Here is a 15,907-nt window from a genome sequence, read left to right as displayed (position 1 = left end):
AGCCTACAGCACTCTCGCTATACATACAGACTGCGGCATAGGTCTTCGGGCTGCCGCCTGGCAGGCTAGCGGAGAGACAAACAACTAGCCCGTCGAAAATACCCGGAATTTGAGGGTACTTCGGCGGGACGATGCACCCCAAAGCAAATGCACCAACTTTCCGTTAACACCTTGGTCAGCAAACGTCTTGGGAACAATCGGCCCATGCCGTTAACGGATAACTCCGAAATCAGTAACCGATACTAATAGGGCTCTCCACCACTTGGCCGTACGCCCTCCGCCCCCTCACTCCACCGTAACCGACTTAGCCAAATTCCGCGGCTTATCCACATCCGTCCCACGCGCCACTGCCGTGTGATACGCCAGCATCTGCAGCGGCACAGTATGCAGAATCGGCGACAACATACCGTAATGCTCCGGCATCCGAATCACATGGATACCCTCTTCATTAACGATACGCGTATCCGAATCCGCAAACACATACAACTCACCACCACGTGCCCGCACTTCCTGCATATTCGACTTGAGCTTCTCCAACAGCGTATCGTTCGGCGCCACCGTCACCACCGGCATCGCCTCAGTCACCAACGCCAGCGGCCCATGCTTAAGCTCCCCGGCAGGGTAAGCCTCAGCGTGAATATACGAAATTTCCTTAAGCTTGAGCGCACCCTCAAGCGCGATCGGGTAATGCAACCCGCGGCCCAAGAACAACGCATTTTCCTTCTTCGAGAAATCCTCCGCCCAAGCGATGATCTGCGGCTCCAGCGCCAGCACGCTATTGAGCGCCGCCGGCAAATGCCGCAATTGCTTGAGGTAATTAGCCTCAGCCGAATCAGTCACACGCCCGCGCAACTTGCCCAAAGTCACCGCGAGGATAAACAACGCGGTCAACTGCGTCGTAAATGCTTTCGTCGACGCCACACCAATTTCCGTACCGGCATGCGTCAGGAACGTCAGCGCGGTGAGCCGAACCATAGCGCTCGTAGCCACATTGCAAATCGCAAGCGTATGTTGATGCCCCAAGCTTTGCGCATGCTTGAGCGCAGCCATGGTATCGGCGGTCTCACCCGATTGCGAGATTACAACCACTAACGCTTTCGGGTTAGGCACCGAATCGCGATACCGATATTCACTGGCAATTTCGACCTGCGTCGGAATACCCGCGATCGACTCAAGCCAGTACTTGGCCGTCATACCCGAGTAATAACTGGTTCCGCAGGCAAGTATCAGCAGACTATCGATCTTCGGGAAAATCTCATCAGCCTTCTCACCAAACAAGCTAGGCGTGAGCGAATCAACAGCCGGAATCGTGTCGGTAATCGCACGCGGCTGCTCGAAGATTTCCTTCTGCATGAAGTGACGATACGGGCCTAGCTCCACCGCGCCGCCATAAGAAGCCACCTGACGAATTTCGCGGTGCGCCACGTTGCCCTCGCGATCGACAACCCGAACCTGTTCCAACGACAACTCCACCACGTCGCCCTCTTCGAGGAAGATGAAACGGTCCGTGGTGCCGGCCAGCGCCAACGCATCGGAGGCCAGGAAGTTTTCGCCCTCGCCCACGCCAACCACCAACGGCGAACCCTGGCGAGCACCGACCACACGCTGCGGCTCGTCTTTGCAGTAAACCGCAATCGCATAAGCCCCATGTAGTTGCTTGACCGTCTCGCGCACAGCATCGAACAGATTGCCGCGGTACACACTGTGAACCAAGTGAGCGATAACTTCCGTATCGGTCTGGCTGACGAACTCATATCCCTTGCCACGCAGCACTTCGCGCAGGCTCTCGTAATTCTCGATGATGCCGTTATGCACCAGCCCGATCGAGTCACGCGAGAAGATCGGATGCGCATTGTGCGTAACCGGCGCGCCGTGCGTCGCCCAGCGCGTGTGGGCGATGCCGGTCGTACCTTCGAGCCCCGTCTCGCGCACCTGGGCGTCCAGGTCGGCGACGCGCGCAACGCTGCGTGCACGCTGCAACTCGCCGTTAGCCAGCACGGCCACGCCGCATGAGTCGTAGCCGCGATATTCGAGGCGACGCAGACCTTCAACGAGGATCGGAACGATATTGCGTTGCGCTACTGCGCCAACAATGCCACACATGGTTTGATTCCTCTAAATTGACTGCTTGCCAGGCGCGTGTCCACGCGCGGGGTGTATTGCGGGAACTCGATACTCGGCTTGCTTCTTTAACCTGCTTTCTTCTTCACCGGTCGGACGTAACCAGACTTGGCGATCTGCGTTTTTTCGTTCAACACCAGCGTGTCGGCCGGTACATCCTTCCACACCGTTGTGCCTGCAGCGATCGTCACGCCGCGGCCGACGCGTACCGGCGCGACCAATTGCGTGTCGGAGCCGATGAACACGTCGTCTTCGATGATCGTACGGTGCTTGTTCGCACCGTCGTAATTACAGGTGATGGTGCCAGCGCCAATATTCACGCGCGCACCCACATCCGAATCCCCGACATAGGCCAGATGGTTGGCCTTGGAGCCCGCGCCCAACGTGGCATTCTTGACCTCGACGAAATTGCCGATATGCACGCCGTCGCTCAATTTCGCGCCCGGGCGCAACCGCGCATAGGGCCCGATCACAGCGGACGCGCCGATGCTGGCCTGTTCCAGATGAGAAAACGCGTCGATGCGGGTGCCCGCGCCCACGGTCACATCCCGCAGCACGCAGTTCGGTCCAACCGTAACCTCGTCGCCGAGCACCACTCGCCCCTCGAACACACAGTTGACGTCGATCGTGACGTCGCGCCCGCATTCCAGCGTGCCGCGCACGTCGATACGTGCCGGGTCGGCAAGCGTCACGCCTGCAACCAGCAGTTCCTGCGCGATATTGCCCTGATGGATGCGTTCCAGCTCGGCCAACTGGCTCTTGCTGTTCACGCCCAGCGTTTCCCAAACCGCATCGGGCGCGCTCGTGACGATTTCTACGCCGTCGGCCAGCGCGCGTTCGACCACGTCGGTCAGGTAAAACTCGCCCTGGGCATTGTCGTTTTTAAGCGAAGCCAGCCAGCCGGTCAACTTGCCGGTCGGCGTCACGATGATGCCCGTGTTGACCTCGTCGATCTCGAGTTCGCTCGGGCTGGCATCTTTTTGCTCGACGATGCGTGTCACATGTCCATTGGTGTCACGCACGATCCGGCCATAGCCGGTTGGGTCGCCGAGTGCGACGGTAAGGATTGCGTAACGGGAACCGCCGGCAGCTTCCGCCAGGCGCTGCAAGGTGCTGGCGCGCGTCAGCGGTACATCGCCGTAGAGCACCATGGTCGGAACCTTCGGGTCCAGCAAAGGCAGCGCCTGCTGCACCGCATGGCCCGTTCCCAGTTGCCGGTCCTGCGTCGCGAATTGGATGTCGTGCGCCGCGACCCGCTCGCGTACTGCTTGCGCGCCGTGCCCGATCACAACGACGATGCGCGCCGGTTTCAGGCTGCGCGCCGTTTCGATCACATGCGAAAGCAGCGGCAAACCGGCCACCGGGTGAAGCACTTTGGGCAAGGCGGAGCGCATGCGTTTGCCTGCGCCCGCGGCCAGAATCACAATGTTCACGGGGTCGCTCGAGGGAATTGGACGGGCAATTCTAGCATGGGGCCGCGCTGTCGCCCACCGCACTGTGCACTGCGATAAACCCTGCTACGCCGGGCCTTTTAGTCGAATTTCAGTCGTTGAACCGATTAAAACTCCGATCGAAGCGAATCACGGATTCACCCGCCGAGGCGGCTGTCGACCGGGCCGCTGAGCCGGGCCCCGACGCGGCCGATACCGCTGCCGATGAGTCGTCCCATGCCGCGGCCGCCGACGCGCCCATTTCCGTGCTGGCGCATGCGCTGTCGTCGCTGGCTTCGTCGAACGCCAGATCGCCGTTCGCGTCGGTCACGCCCGTTGCCCGCAATTCGGTGAAAGGATGCAGCGAGCGGTCCATCAAATGCGAGGGCACCACATGGGACATCGCATTGAAAAGGCTTTCGATGCGGCCCGGGTAGCGCTTTTCCCAATCCCGAATCATCGCTTTCATCTCGGCGCGCTTCAAGTTGGGCTGGCTGCCGCACAAAGTGCAGGGAATGATCGGGTATTCGCGCAGTTCCGCATACCTCTCCAGATCGACCTCTTTCACATACGCCAGCGGGCGTATCACGATGTGGCGGCCGTCGTCGGACTGCAACTTGGCCGGCATGCCTTTCATCTTCGCCGCGTAGAACAGGTTCAGGAACAAGGTCTCGAGTATGTCGTCACGGTGATGCCCCAGTGCAATCTTGGTCGCCCCCAGCTCGTCGGCGACCCGGTACAGAATGCCGCGCCGCAGCCGCGAACACAGGGAACACGTGGTTTTGCCTTCCGGGACCAGGCGCTTGACGATGCTATAGGTATCCTGGTTTTCGATGTGATACGGAATGCCCAGCCCGCTCAAGTACTGCGGCAGCACATGCTCGGGGAATCCGGGCTGCTTCTGGTCGAGGTTGACGGCGATGATGTCGAAATTAATCGGCGCACGTTCGCGCAGGCGCATCAGAATTTCCAGCAAGGCGTAGCTATCCTTGCCGCCCGACACGCACACCATGACCCGGTCGCCCTCTTCGATCATGTTGAAATCGCCGATCGCCTGGCCGACCAGGCGCGCAAGCCGCTTGTGCAGCTTGTTGTTTTCGTAGTCGGCTTTTTGCTGGTGACGCGTGGGCGTAGCCGCGGGGGCCTGCGCGTGTATCTCTTCCGGAAGCATTTTCATTCCTCCTTGATCCGGAACACTTCGACGCCCACGGCTTCGCAATCCGTGTACACGTCGGGTTTCTCGGTCGACACCCGCACGCCGCGCACCTGCGGGTGAGCCAGCATGATGCGCGCCACGTCGTCGCACAGCGTTTCCTGCAGATGCACGTGGCCTTGCGCGACGCGTTGCGCGATGGTTTCGCGGATGAAATCGTAATCGACCACTTCGGCCAGCTTGTCCTCGACCGGAGTCGAGAGCGCGAGCGGAATAAACAGATCGACGTTGACCACCACGCGCTGCTCGCCGCGCTTTTCGAATTCGTGCACGCCGATGTTGATATTGATTTCGTAATTACGCAAAAACAGGCGGCGACAATTGGCCAGTTGCGGGTAGGACAGGGCGCTCAGCATGATGAAAGTCCAGTGTAATTGAGGCGGCAAGCGCCCTTCAGGTGGATGACGTACCGGTCATGAACATCACGTCACGCGGCAAAGGAAGTAGATGCTGGCCACCGTCGACCACCAGCGTGGCGCCGGTCACAGCGGGGGCTTCGGCCAGATAACAGACGGCCGCCGCGACGTCTTGCGGGTGCGAGGCGCGCCGCAGCGGCGTGCGCTGATGCGCCCGGGCAAAGTCCGCCGGCGTCTGGTCGCCCGACGGCATGGTCAGCCCGGGCGCGACGCCGACTACGCGCACACGCGGCGCGAGCGCCTGCGCCAGCGTGGTGGTGGCCGTATGCAGCGCCGCCTTGGTCAGCGTATAGGACAGAAAATCGGGGTTCTGGTTGAACAGCTTCTGGTCTAGCAGGTTGATCACCACGCCGCGCAGGCTCTCGTCTTCGTCGGCTTCCGGCGGCAAGCTCTGATACAGTGCGCGGGCTAGCGCCAGGGGCGCCGCGACGTTCACCGCGGTCAAACGCTGTAAGGTCTGGTAATTGAAGTCCGTGGCGCTGTCTTCTTCGAACAGCGACGCATTGTTGACGATGCAAGTCACGGGACCGAGCAGTTCGGCAATCTGCGGCAGCAAGGTCGCCACCTGCGCTTCGTCGGCCAGATCGGCTTTGAGCGCGACGGCGCGGCGGCCCATGGCATCGATTTCAGCGGCGACCGTCGCCGCGGCGTCGCCTGAATTGCCATAATGGACGGCAACATCCCAGCCGCGCGCAGCCAGCGCCAGCGCGATGACGCGACCGATGCGCTGGCCTGCGCCGGTGACGAGCGCCACGCGCGGCGCGGCATCCGGAAGACGTATCGATGATGGGAACATTTACAATACCAAGATGATCGTGAATTTACACAAGCCCGACAGTTTACCTGTTCCCGATGCCGCCGCGTTGGCGCATTCCGAAACCTTGCTCGCCCAAGTCTGCACGGAAATCCGCGCTAATGGGGGCTGGTTGCCGTTCGATACCTATATGGAACGGGCACTTTACACGCCCGGCCTCGGTTATTACAGCGGCGGCGCGGCCAAATTCGGCTGGCGCGCCGACGACGGTAGCGATTTCATTACTGCGCCGGAGTTGACGCCCTTGTTCGCTCAGACGCTCGCGCGAGTGGTGGGCGAGGCGCTGCAAGCGAGCCAGACCCGTCAGGTGATGGAATTCGGCGCCGGCACCGGCAAGCTCGCCGCCGGCATTCTGACCGGACTCGACGCGCTGGGTATTCCCTGCGAACGTTATACCATCGTCGAGCTGTCCGGCGAATTACGCGAACGCCAGCGCGCTACGTTGGCGGCTGCGGGCGCAGGTGATGGGTCGCTGCTTGCGCGGGTGGAGTGGTTGGATGCGTTGCCGGAGCAGTTTGACGGCGTGATGCTGGGCAATGAGGTGCTCGACGCGATGCCGGTGAAGCTGTACCGCCGCAGCGGTGGGGTTTGGCATGAACGCGGCGTGGCGCTTGATACGGACAGCGACCCTGACGGTGGCGCCCGCCTCGCTTGGGCTGACCGATTGCTCGAAACATCCGGTCCTGACGCTGATGCGACGCTGGCCGACCTGCTCGCGCTGGTCGAAGGCGACGAGGAATACCTGACCGAGACCAGCCCGGCGGCGGCGGCGTTTACCGCCACCCTCGCCCGGATGTTGGGGCGCGGCGCGTTGCTCCTGATTGATTACGGCTTTCCGCGGCACGAATATCTGCATCCGCAGCGTACCGGCGGCACGCTGATGTGCCATTACCGGCATCGCGCGCATGGCGACCCGTTTCTTTATCCGGGTTTGCAGGATATTACGGCGCACGTTGATTTCACCGCTATCGCCGAGGCCGGTTTGCAGGGTGGTGCGGAGTTGCTGGGCTATACGTCGCAGGCGCGGTTTCTGATCAATTCCGGCATCACCGAAGCATTGAGCGTGCTAGATCCGACACAGATCAGGACCTTCATGCCGGCGGCCAACGCGGTTCAGAAGCTGTTGAGTGAAGCGGAGATGGGCGAGCTGTTCAAGGTGATCGGGTTTTCGCGCGGCATCGACGGCACGCTAGCCGGTTTCGAGCGTGGCGACAGGTCGCATACGCTTTAGGGGATAGCGGTTTCGCAATTTGCGGCGGCTGCGGCAGTTGCTGTGCCTACCGATATTCGTCAATGTCGATGATCCCGCCCATGGATTCCATCATTGCGCGGATATCGTCTGGGACGTCGGGCACTCGGTCGCCCGTGTAATTGGCCCAGTAGCAAAAGAAGCGCATCCCCCCACCCTGCTTATTGACTAGATCGCGGAGGTCGGGGCGAGGCAACCGAAGATATTCGATGAGATACCGCAAATGAGGCTCAAGGTGGTCGCTTTGGACCCCGAACTTGCTGCTCACGCCCCATACGCCGGTCCGTCCAGGCTTGTAGCTCTTTCTGCCAGATGGGGTCATGAACGACACGCCCTTGATAACCGCCGTATCCGGCTTGACGCCGAAATAACGAGTCCAGAATTCAGGTATTACCTCATCTCCCCCAATTGAGAGCGACGCATGGGCAAGTCGATTTGGGTTCGAATCGACTTCTCTTTTGTAATCGTGGATGTTGCCGATAATATTTCCGGTGTGTGCGCGTTGCATATCAGTCTTTCGGTGGTGGTTCAGAATTTCGCGTTACGTTGATGTATGGGGCTAGTTTTGGCTGCGTTTGCGCCAGCAATAGCAGGGCGACTCCGCCGATTTGGCGGGCGAACTCATCACCAAGAATAAAGTTTTGGCTCTCCAACGGCCAAGGTACAGTCAGCGCAGCTTGTATTAGCTTGTCTACCAATGAGCGGTCTATCGCACAAGTCTGGATCGCTTGCTCATCTTCGTCATACGAGATCAGCACGCATCGGGGAGGGCGTCTATTCATAAATTCTCGTGCAGTGCACTTGGACATTGTGCGTACGCCGCACGGCCTTTTCTTTGCGCACGCCCTACGTTTAGCTACAGATACTCATCGATGTCGATAGTGCCGCCGATCGCCTCTGTCATTTCTTTGATGTCCCTCGCCACGTCCGGAATTCGTTTACCAGAAGGGTTAAACCAGAAACACGAGAATCGCATTTTCGCGCCTGCCTCTTGAAGGGTCTGCCGAAGATTGTCACGGGGCAGACCCAAGCGATTTATAAGGTAGCGGAAATGCGGATCGAGCAAAAAATCACTTTGCACCGCAAGTTCGCTACTTACACCCCAGAGACCTTGTTTCCCCATGCCCTTACTGGTCTTGCCAGACGGCAAGATAAACGGCCGCCCTTTAATAATCGTTATGTCTGGCGACACCTGAAAATATTCAGTCCAGAATTCCGGAGGTACCGCATCTCCTGTTATCAGGAACGACGCATAGGCTCCTGCATCCGCGTTCGCATCTGTTGTTGAAGGCTGGTTATGGTGCATAGTCGTGAATGTTATCCTCGAATATTGTTCCGTTAAATTCAACCGCGCCACTGTCGTGAAAAATGCTGTTATCCGCAGGTCCTAGACCATTGCGATCCTTGAACCTATGAATCATGCCCCTGAACGTTTTGGAATCGTAGCCCAGCATTTTTGCTGCGTAACCCGGATTTGTCGTGCTGGCCGCTAGCTCTTCTGTATCGCCGCTCACCTCGTCTGGTGTGTACTCAAACGGCTGGGCATCGCCTAGCGACGTAGCGGTTTGCGAGCGATCACTTGCAGCGTCGCCCGATGACGAAGCGGCCCTGTTCGCGCTGCGGGCCTCCATCTCGTGGATCTTCTCCACTATCTCGTTATAGCGGATCATGTAGGCCGTCGCAGCGTCGTACGACATGCCCAAGTTCGTCATCAACTCCTCACGGAAGCTGGGAAGTTTTTTGAGTTTAGGCGCTGGATCGTTCGACACGCCGCCTGTCCGCGATTGCTCAGCGATGAGTACGACACTCTCACCGCGAATCATGGCCTGCAACGTCTGTATGACCTCAAGATCAGCGCCGCTCTTTGCCAGCCGCTGATGCCAATAAAAATTCGTCCCGAGGAACGAACGGACGCGCCGCACTAGCGCGGCATCCTTCGCCCATATATCTGCGTATGCACCTTGCGAGAATTTCTTGCCTTCTGCAACCGCCTTTTTCTGTTCGGTGGTAAGAAATATTCGCCCATTTTCATAGGTATCCTTACTGTACATCATCCACCGTTGCAACGAATCTGTTTTCAGTTCAGCGCTGCTCATCGCCAAGTCCTGTTTCTTGTGACGGCGTAATTTAGCAGATTGCCGAGAGCCTATGTTTTTGGGAATTGGCCGCTTTTTCGGGACGAAAATTTGTTGACTGAAAAAACAAAATCCCCGTAAGCCATTAAAACTTACAGGGATTTTGTACCACTGCTGATGGGGGTGCTCAAAAGCTTATCCGCAGCAAGACGCCTAAGTCACACCTTGTCTTTAAGCGCTCGCTCCACCGCCTCGACCCGAGCACGATGCACTAATTCCTTGATCTGCCCTGGAGAAGGCGCCTGCCCCGCAACCGCCCCCGCATCAACTGCACGCGCAGCCACCAACGCTATCCGCAAACGCTCCGCCTGCGGATACGGCTGCTTCTCCAACCCCAAACGCCCGCGCGCATCGCTTTCACACGCCTGCAACGCTTCGGCAAACCGTGCCGGCTTGCGCATCGCATCGCATCGCTCGAATAACTTCACCAGCGCCGCCGCCCCGAACTCCATAACCCGATGTAAATTGCCATGTTCACGCGCCACCAGGATCGCCAGGTCGCGGCAATCGTTAGGCACACGCAAACGCTCGCACAAAGGCTTGAGCAACTCCACACTGCGGCCTTCATGTCCGATATGACGCGGCAAAATCTCCGCAGGGGTAGTCCCCTTGCCAAGATCATGCGTGAGCGCCGCAAACCGCACCGGCAACGCATAACCGCGCATCGCCGCGTAGTCGAGCACCATCATCACGTGCACGCCCGTATCGATTTCCGGATGGTATTCAGCCCGCTGCGGCACACCCCACAGCAAATCAAGCTCAGGAAGAATCCGCGCCAACGCGCCACATTCACGCAACACCGCGAACATGCGTGACGGCTTGTGCTCCATCAAGCCACGCGCGAGCTCCTGCCAAACGCGCTCGGGCACCAGCGCATCGGCTTCGCCCGCCGCAACCATGCGCGCGAGCAAGGCGCTCGTCTCCGGCGCAACCGTAAAATCATCGAACCGCGCCGCAAACCGCGCCAGCCGCAAAATCCGCACCGGATCTTCGACGAAAGCCTCGCCGACATGGCGAAACACCCGCGCGGCCAAGTCATCCCGGCCACCGTACGGATCGATGATCGGTCCCACTAGCTCGCCGTCCGGCGCAACTTCTCGCGCCATCGCATTAACGCTCAGGTCGCGACGCGCCAGATCTTCTTCGAGCGTGACATCGGGCGCATAGTAAAACTTGAAGCCGTGATAACCGGCCGCGGTCTTACGCTCGGTGCGCGCCAGCGCGTATTCCTCTTGCGTCTTCGGATGAAGAAATACCGGGAAGTCTTTGCCGACCGGCCGAAAGCCTTGCGCGACCATCTGCTCAGGCGTGGCGCCGACCACCACATAGTCGCGATCCTGCACAGGCAAGCCCAACAGAGCATCGCGAATCGCGCCGCCGACGGTGTAGATTTTCATGCGCAGCACTTCATGGCGTAGCAGCCAGCCCTTCGTAACGGGCGATCATGCGCGGGTCCGCATGCGCGTCGGCGATCCACCGCGCGACCGCCGGCAACGCCGTCACGCGCCCCATATAACCGCGCGCAACATCCGACACAGCAGGCTGGTAGGTATTGAAACGCATCACCACCGGCGCAAACATCGCATCGGCAATCGTGAATTCGCCGAACAGGAAAGGTCCGCCGTATTGCGCGAGGCACTCGCTCCACAGCGCGTCGATGCGTGCCACCTCGGCGAGCGCTTCGGGCACCGCGCCTTGGCCCGGCAAATGGGCGCGTATCTTCATCGGCATATGGTTGCGCACCGCGCCAAACCCCGAATGCATCTCAGCGCTAACGCTGCGCGCATGGCCGCGCGCCGCCGCATCGCGCGGCCATAAAGCGAATTGGGGATGGCGTTCGGCCAGCGTCTCGGCAATCGCGAGCGAATCCCACACCGCCCGACCCTGCTCGTCCAGCAGTGCCGGCACCCTGCCGGAGGGCGAAAATTGGCGTATCTTCGCGTCTGTGTCGGTCTCGGCCAGCCGGACCAGGATCTCTTCGAATTCGATACCGAAGTGCTTCATCAGCACCCACGGACGCATCGACCAGGACGAGTAGTTTTTATCTGCGATGACAAGTTTCATGATGATCAGCGGTGTGCGTTGGATCGATAGATGTTCATGCGTTCTCGCAGCGTCAGGCCTGATAGATATTCAGGCGCAACGGCTTCGAGACTGGTCGGCGTAATGCCCAGTTCAGGCGCAATGGGCCCGCTCATGACGTTATCGGTTTTCATCGAATCGAGATTGTCGCGCGTGAGCATTGGCGGCCCAGGCAGCATTTCAAACAGCCGCGCCTGCAAGCGTCCCACGAACCCAGGCAACGCATAGATCCTGCGATCTCGCCCCACCGCTTGCCCGGCAAAACGCACCAGTTCCGAGAGCGTGTAGACGCGCGGCCCGGCCAGCGCGTAAGTCTTGCCATAGGTTTCAGCGTTGTCGAGCGCATTGACAATCGCCTGGACGACATCGCCGACATACACGGGCTGGAAGCGCGCTTTGGCACAAGCCAACGGAATGACCGGAAACGCGCGCTGCAAAGACGCGAACGTGTTGAGAAACGCGTCGCCTGGCCCAAATACCACCGATGGCCGGAAGATCGTCGTGTCCAGACCGCGCGCCGCCTGTAGCGCGCGCTCGCCATCGCCTTTGGAGCGCAGATACATGCTGGAGCCCTGCGGATCGGCGCCCAGCGCGCTGATATGGATCACGCGGCGTATATTCTCGGCCGCGCATGCGGAAGCGATTTTCTTGGGCAATTCCACATGCATGCGCGCGAAATCCGTCCCGTACGGCTCACCACGCCGGCTGTGCAAAATGCCGACGAGGTTGATGACGGCATCCGCGCCACGCAGGAATACATCGAGCTGGGCCGGATCGAACAGATTCACTTCAAGCACATCGACCGGATAAATCGTCAGGCGCTTCGCGCTTTCCCGGCGACGTGTCGCCACCCGCACGTTCCGCCCGTCGGCTACGAGCCGGTTGATCAGCTCGCTGCCGATAAAACCGGAACCACCAATTACTGCAATCGTCTGATGTCGCATGTTCACTCCGTTACAGGTTCCGCCTTCACCGGGAAGCATAACGCCTCAGGGCGTGATGATTCCCAGCCGGGCCTTGAGCGATTGCGGACGGCCCTCGAACAAAGCCGCGTAGTACGTGGTGTTAGACAAGACGTTCTTCACGTAGTCGCGCGTCTCGTTGAACGGGATTGTTTCAGCGTATATCGCGCCTTCCACCGGATGCGTCAAGGTATCGCGCCATTGCCGCGCGCGGCCCGGGCCCGCGTTGTAGCCGGCCGAGGCCAGCACCGGCGAATCGTCGAGCTGTGAATAAATGTCCGACAGGTAGTTGGTACCCAGCAGGATGTTGGTATCGAGGTTGGCCATCTGGTCGGGCGTGAGCGCGCCCAGCCCGATCTTCTTCGCCACCAGTTTGGCCGTGCCCGGCATCAACTGCATCAAGCCGGTCGCACCCACGCCGGACTGCGCATTGATGATAAAGCGCGACTCCTGACGTATCAACCCATACGCCCACTCGACATCGAGCCCGGTGTTGGCGGCATCGCGCTGCACGATATCGCGGAACGGCGCGAGATAGCGCAAGGAAAAATCATGCTCGGTCTGCGTGCGGTCGGCCGTATTGACGGTGCGGTCATAGAGCTGGATGCGGCGTGCATATTCTGCGCTGGCCAGCAATTGGCGGTCGGTCATGTTGCGCAGCGTCCAGTTCCATTCGCGATTGCCCTCGAAGCGCAGGTTCATCGCGTAGAAGCGCTGCGACAACTGAAAACCCGGCAACGTGGAAACGGCGTCCACTTCCGCGTCAGTCACGACGGTCTTCGGCGGCACGGAAATTTTCTGGCCCTGCTCCTCCAGCGCCAGTTGGCCGTAGAAATTGAACTGCGACGAGATCTGAGCGAATTCCTGCTGCGCTTCCTGCTCGTGTCCGGTTTCGCGCAGTGCGCGCGCATGCCAGTAAGTCCAGGCGGGTAAGCTGCGCAGTGCCGTCGGCATATCGTCCACGGCGCTCTTCACCATTTTCCAGTCGCCGGCCAGCAATGCTGTGCGCACCCGCCATTCGTAGGCGGGCGTGGATAGCTTGGCGTGCTTGGCGTTGCGGTACCAGTCGAGCGCATCGGGCATGCGCTTGAGCGCCGCCAGATACGCGATGGAACCCCATGCTTCCTCGCGATGTTCATTGCTCAGCGAGGGCGAGACGCGGGCAAACGTGGCCGCGGCCAGCGCCGGATCGTTGCGTGCCATACGGATCACCGCCAGCACACCCAATTGCTGCACCCATTTGCCGGACCCGGGCCCTCGCGCGAGGTAGATCGGCGGCGCCGACGCCACTTGGTCGAAAACGGTGGGATCGGGCCGATCCGCGCCCAACGCATCGGCAATCCGGTTGCCGGTGTTGACGTTGTTTTGCTCGTAAGCGATGCGGATCTGCTGCCAAACGTCGTCGCTGCTCAGTTGCTGCTTTTGCGCCAGGAAATTGATCAGGTCGACACAACCGTCGCCATAGTTTTTGGGGTCGACAAGCAAGGCGCGCGCCGCATCGCCAACATTCTCGCCACGGGCCGCGCGCGATTCCAGCGCGTAGCATTTGACCTGAGTGTCATCGTTGAGCGCAAAGCGGCTATATTGCGCATCGAAATTGCTCCAGTCGTGACGCGCGCCGAGCACCAGCAGGTAGTCGTTGCGCATACGATCCGCAATCGCCAGGCCATCGTAGCGCTGCAGGAATGCCAGCACCGGGCCATCGGGCGCATCCGCGAGCGCGTGATTGGAACCGTCGAACAACTGCGGCTTGAGCATGAAGTAATCGACGTACGAAGGCACCGGATAGTCGGTGAGTTGCGCACCGAGAATGGCCGCGTTCGCCGCATCGTTATTGCGGGAAGCGTCGCGCAGCGCAAGAAAGATCTGATCGGCGCTTTGAAACGACGTGCGTCCCATGGGCGGCTGAGCTCCCGCCGCGCAGGCGCTAAGCACGAGGCTGCCCGCCAGCACCAGGCTGGCCATACGGGGCACAACGCTCGAGAGCGCGCGAGGCACGGCGCGTGCCAGTGTCAAACCAAGCGCACGATATACTTGATCCGCACGTTGTTCGAAGCGATGTGGAAGGCGAAATGAGGAGCGGTGTTCAGGGCGTTTGGGCAATTTGGGCATCGTTGAAAATCAGGCTGCGATGGCGTGAAGGATAGCATGCAACATTGGCCGAAAGAGGCCGAAACTGCGCGATCTCACGGGTGTCGTGATGTCTTTTTGCGGTGTCTTTGACAGAGGTGAAAAACAGTGACTCAGGAAGGACCCGAGGACGCCGGCGCCGTGCTAAAAGCCGCCAAGAGCGTAATGCGCAAACAGCTGCTCGAGATTCGCAACGCGCTAGTGCCAAACGCGTCGCGCGATCTCGCGCTGGCGCAGCGCGTGGCCCTTTTGCTGAGCGAACGTTCACCGCAATGTGTGGCGTTCTATTGGCCCATGGCGGGCGAATTCGATTTACGTGACGTCGTGGCACGCTGGCTCGAGGCCGCCGGCGGTCGTACCGCCGCGTTGCCCGTGGTCAGCGCGCCGAACGCGCCGCTGGCATTTCATGCGTGGCAGCCCGACGCGCCCATGCAAGCAGGACGGTATCAAATCCCGATACCCTCCCGGGCGCTCGCCGTGCAGCCTGATCTGTTACTGATTCCTTGCCTGGGATTTGACGCGACCCGCCGCCGGTTGGGTTACGGCGGCGGCTTTTACGACCGCACGCTGGCAACGCTTGCGCCACGCCCCTACACCGCAGGCGTCGCTTTCGAAGCGAGCCGGGTGGCCGCGCTGCCGCTCGAAGCCCACGACGTGCCGCTGGACACCATCGTGAGCGAAGTGGGCCGGTATTAGCAGCGAGCCGGTATTAGTATAGGTATTATTAAGATAGATACCGACTGGCGGCCACCGCGACGCGGTTAATCTTTATAGCGACGCGGCGGCCCGCGCCGCGGTATCGTATAAGCCGGAGGCACTGCGCATCAGTTGCGCCGCCTCGCCGATCGACTCGTTGCTCATGCCGGCGTCGGCCAGCGCCTCGATCAGGCAGCTTTCCCGCACTTCGCGATATTTCATGCACAGCTCGCGGCCCGCAGGGCTTGCGACAAAGAATACTTCCTTGCCGATTTTTTCGCTTTCGACATAGCCGCGCGCAACCAGCTTCTTCAAGGCATAGGTGGCCACATGCGTATCTTCGATATTGAGGACAAAGCAGATATCAGCCAGCTTCTTCTTGCGGTCGCGATGGTTGATGTGGTGCAGCAGCGAGACCTCGACAGCGGTCATGTCCTTGGCCCCGGCCGCCGACATGCAACGCATCATCCAGCGATTGAATGCATTGCCGGCCATGATCAGCGCGTATTCGAACTCGGACAGCTCCGCACTTTTTTCCGACACAAGGTGATCGGACGAAACGATTTTCCTAGGGCTTTTAGAGACAGATGTCGTCATTTTCCAGTCATGCCTGTTGCTAAATGGGGTGGCCGGGCGCCTAGTAGCGCCCAAATGCGCCG

The 15,907-nt window shown here is 60.0% G+C and carries 14 protein-coding genes and 1 pseudogene; 2 read left to right on the top strand and 13 right to left on the bottom strand.

What is annotated here, in order from left to right; genetic code table 11:
• Positions 1 to 285 precede the first annotated feature (285 nt).
• The 5 genes and pseudogenes from glmS to GSQ77_RS06020 all read right to left on the bottom strand — a co-directional run bounded on the left by glmS (position 286) and on the right by GSQ77_RS06020 (position 5,976).
• The gene (glmS, locus tag GSQ77_RS06040) at positions 286 to 2,103 is read right to left on the bottom strand and encodes a glutamine--fructose-6-phosphate transaminase (isomerizing) (RefSeq protein WP_158900051.1); all 1,818 of its coding nucleotides are present in this window, start codon (positions 2,101 to 2,103) and stop codon (positions 286 to 288) included.
• An 86-nt stretch (positions 2,104 to 2,189) separates the two neighbouring features.
• On the bottom strand, positions 2,190 to 3,554 hold the full coding sequence (gene glmU, locus GSQ77_RS06035; RefSeq protein WP_158900049.1) for a bifunctional UDP-N-acetylglucosamine diphosphorylase/glucosamine-1-phosphate N-acetyltransferase GlmU: 1,365 nt from the start codon (positions 3,552 to 3,554) through the stop codon (positions 2,190 to 2,192).
• A gap of 274 nt (positions 3,555 to 3,828) precedes the next feature.
• A pseudogene (ttcA, locus tag GSQ77_RS06030) lies at positions 3,829 to 4,722 on the bottom strand (tRNA 2-thiocytidine(32) synthetase TtcA); the annotation flags it as partial.
• A 2-nt stretch (positions 4,723 to 4,724) separates the two neighbouring features.
• Complete coding sequence (locus GSQ77_RS06025; RefSeq protein ID WP_158900045.1) at positions 4,725 to 5,120, bottom strand: dihydroneopterin aldolase; 396 nt, start codon at positions 5,118 to 5,120, stop codon at positions 4,725 to 4,727.
• 37 nt (positions 5,121 to 5,157) lie between these two features.
• Positions 5,158 to 5,976, bottom strand: coding sequence for an SDR family oxidoreductase (locus tag GSQ77_RS06020; protein ID WP_158900043.1), 819 nt, complete (start codon positions 5,974 to 5,976; stop codon positions 5,158 to 5,160).
• 13 nt (positions 5,977 to 5,989) lie between these two features.
• On the opposite strand from GSQ77_RS06020, the gene GSQ77_RS06015 reads away from it, so the two are divergent.
• Positions 5,990 to 7,225 carry a class I SAM-dependent methyltransferase gene (locus tag GSQ77_RS06015; RefSeq protein ID WP_158900041.1) on the top strand — a complete coding sequence of 412 codons (1,236 nt, stop codon included), beginning with the start codon at positions 5,990 to 5,992 and terminating at the stop codon, positions 7,223 to 7,225.
• 46 nt (positions 7,226 to 7,271) lie between these two features.
• Here the strand turns inward: GSQ77_RS06015 and GSQ77_RS06010 are convergent, their stop codons facing one another.
• The 7 genes from GSQ77_RS06010 to GSQ77_RS05980 form a co-directional block, all read right to left on the bottom strand.
• A complete protein-coding gene (locus GSQ77_RS06010; protein WP_158900039.1) occupies positions 7,272 to 7,751 on the bottom strand; it encodes a DUF4279 domain-containing protein in 480 nt (159 codons plus the stop codon).
• A gap of 348 nt (positions 7,752 to 8,099) precedes the next feature.
• The gene (locus GSQ77_RS06005; RefSeq protein ID WP_158900037.1) at positions 8,100 to 8,549 is read right to left on the bottom strand and encodes a DUF4279 domain-containing protein; all 450 of its coding nucleotides are present in this window, start codon (positions 8,547 to 8,549) and stop codon (positions 8,100 to 8,102) included.
• Positions 8,539 to 9,339 carry a hypothetical protein gene (locus GSQ77_RS06000; RefSeq protein WP_158900035.1) on the bottom strand — a complete coding sequence of 267 codons (801 nt, stop codon included), beginning with the start codon at positions 9,337 to 9,339 and terminating at the stop codon, positions 8,539 to 8,541. The genes GSQ77_RS06005 and GSQ77_RS06000 overlap by 11 nt, the downstream gene beginning before the upstream one ends.
• 197 nt (positions 9,340 to 9,536) lie before the next feature.
• The gene (locus GSQ77_RS05995) at positions 9,537 to 10,775 is read right to left on the bottom strand and encodes a multifunctional CCA addition/repair protein (protein WP_158900033.1); all 1,239 of its coding nucleotides are present in this window, start codon (positions 10,773 to 10,775) and stop codon (positions 9,537 to 9,539) included.
• A 10-nt stretch (positions 10,776 to 10,785) separates the two neighbouring features.
• Positions 10,786 to 11,442, bottom strand: coding sequence for a glutathione S-transferase family protein (locus GSQ77_RS05990; protein ID WP_158900031.1), 657 nt, complete (start codon positions 11,440 to 11,442; stop codon positions 10,786 to 10,788).
• Positions 11,443 to 11,447: 5 nt separating this feature from the next.
• Complete coding sequence (locus GSQ77_RS05985) at positions 11,448 to 12,404, bottom strand: complex I NDUFA9 subunit family protein (RefSeq protein WP_158900029.1); 957 nt, start codon at positions 12,402 to 12,404, stop codon at positions 11,448 to 11,450.
• A gap of 45 nt (positions 12,405 to 12,449) precedes the next feature.
• Positions 12,450 to 14,387, bottom strand: a complete 1,938-nt coding sequence (locus GSQ77_RS05980) for a lytic transglycosylase domain-containing protein (protein WP_174246401.1) — start codon at positions 14,385 to 14,387, stop codon at positions 12,450 to 12,452.
• Positions 14,388 to 14,660: 273 nt separating this feature from the next.
• Between GSQ77_RS05980 and GSQ77_RS05975 the strand changes: the two genes are divergently transcribed.
• Positions 14,661 to 15,248 (top strand): 5-formyltetrahydrofolate cyclo-ligase, encoded by a 588-nt coding sequence (locus GSQ77_RS05975; protein WP_254067463.1) that lies wholly within the window; start codon positions 14,661 to 14,663, stop codon positions 15,246 to 15,248.
• 72 nt (positions 15,249 to 15,320) lie between these two features.
• On the opposite strand, the gene GSQ77_RS05970 is transcribed toward GSQ77_RS05975, so the two are convergent.
• Positions 15,321 to 15,845, bottom strand: coding sequence for a winged helix DNA-binding protein (locus tag GSQ77_RS05970; protein ID WP_158900025.1), 525 nt, complete (start codon positions 15,843 to 15,845; stop codon positions 15,321 to 15,323).
• Between the last annotated feature and the right edge of the window lie 62 nt (positions 15,846 to 15,907).

The organism is Burkholderia sp. L27(2015), assembly GCF_009765705.1.
Taxonomy (GTDB): Bacteria; Pseudomonadota; Gammaproteobacteria; order Burkholderiales; family Burkholderiaceae; genus LMUX01.
This window is presented reverse-complemented; position numbering and strand designations above follow the sequence as displayed.

Excerpts from the sequence above, each read along its gene's own strand:
- GSQ77_RS06015 (WP_158900041.1), top strand. The coding sequence starts at position 5,990 with ATGATCGTGAATTTACACAAGCCCGACAGTTTACCTGTTCCCGATGCC.
- GSQ77_RS05980 (WP_174246401.1), bottom strand. The coding sequence starts at position 14,387 with ATGGCCAGCCTGGTGCTGGCGGGCAGCCTCGTGCTTAGCGCCTGCGCG.
- GSQ77_RS06010 (WP_158900039.1), bottom strand. The coding sequence starts at position 7,751 with ATGCAACGCGCACACACCGGAAATATTATCGGCAACATCCACGATTAC.
- glmS (WP_158900051.1), bottom strand. The coding sequence starts at position 2,103 with ATGTGTGGCATTGTTGGCGCAGTAGCGCAACGCAATATCGTTCCGATC.
- GSQ77_RS05995 (WP_158900033.1), bottom strand. The coding sequence starts at position 10,775 with ATGAAAATCTACACCGTCGGCGGCGCGATTCGCGATGCTCTGTTGGGC.
- GSQ77_RS05990 (WP_158900031.1), bottom strand. The coding sequence starts at position 11,442 with ATGAAACTTGTCATCGCAGATAAAAACTACTCGTCCTGGTCGATGCGT.
- GSQ77_RS06000 (WP_158900035.1), bottom strand. The coding sequence starts at position 9,339 with ATGAGCAGCGCTGAACTGAAAACAGATTCGTTGCAACGGTGGATGATG.
- GSQ77_RS05970 (WP_158900025.1), bottom strand. The coding sequence starts at position 15,845 with ATGACGACATCTGTCTCTAAAAGCCCTAGGAAAATCGTTTCGTCCGAT.
- GSQ77_RS06005 (WP_158900037.1), bottom strand. The coding sequence starts at position 8,549 with ATGCACCATAACCAGCCTTCAACAACAGATGCGAACGCGGATGCAGGA.
- GSQ77_RS06020 (WP_158900043.1), bottom strand. The coding sequence starts at position 5,976 with ATGTTCCCATCATCGATACGTCTTCCGGATGCCGCGCCGCGCGTGGCG.
- GSQ77_RS06025 (WP_158900045.1), bottom strand. The coding sequence starts at position 5,120 with ATGCTGAGCGCCCTGTCCTACCCGCAACTGGCCAATTGTCGCCGCCTG.
- GSQ77_RS05985 (WP_158900029.1), bottom strand. The coding sequence starts at position 12,404 with ATGCGACATCAGACGATTGCAGTAATTGGTGGTTCCGGTTTTATCGGC.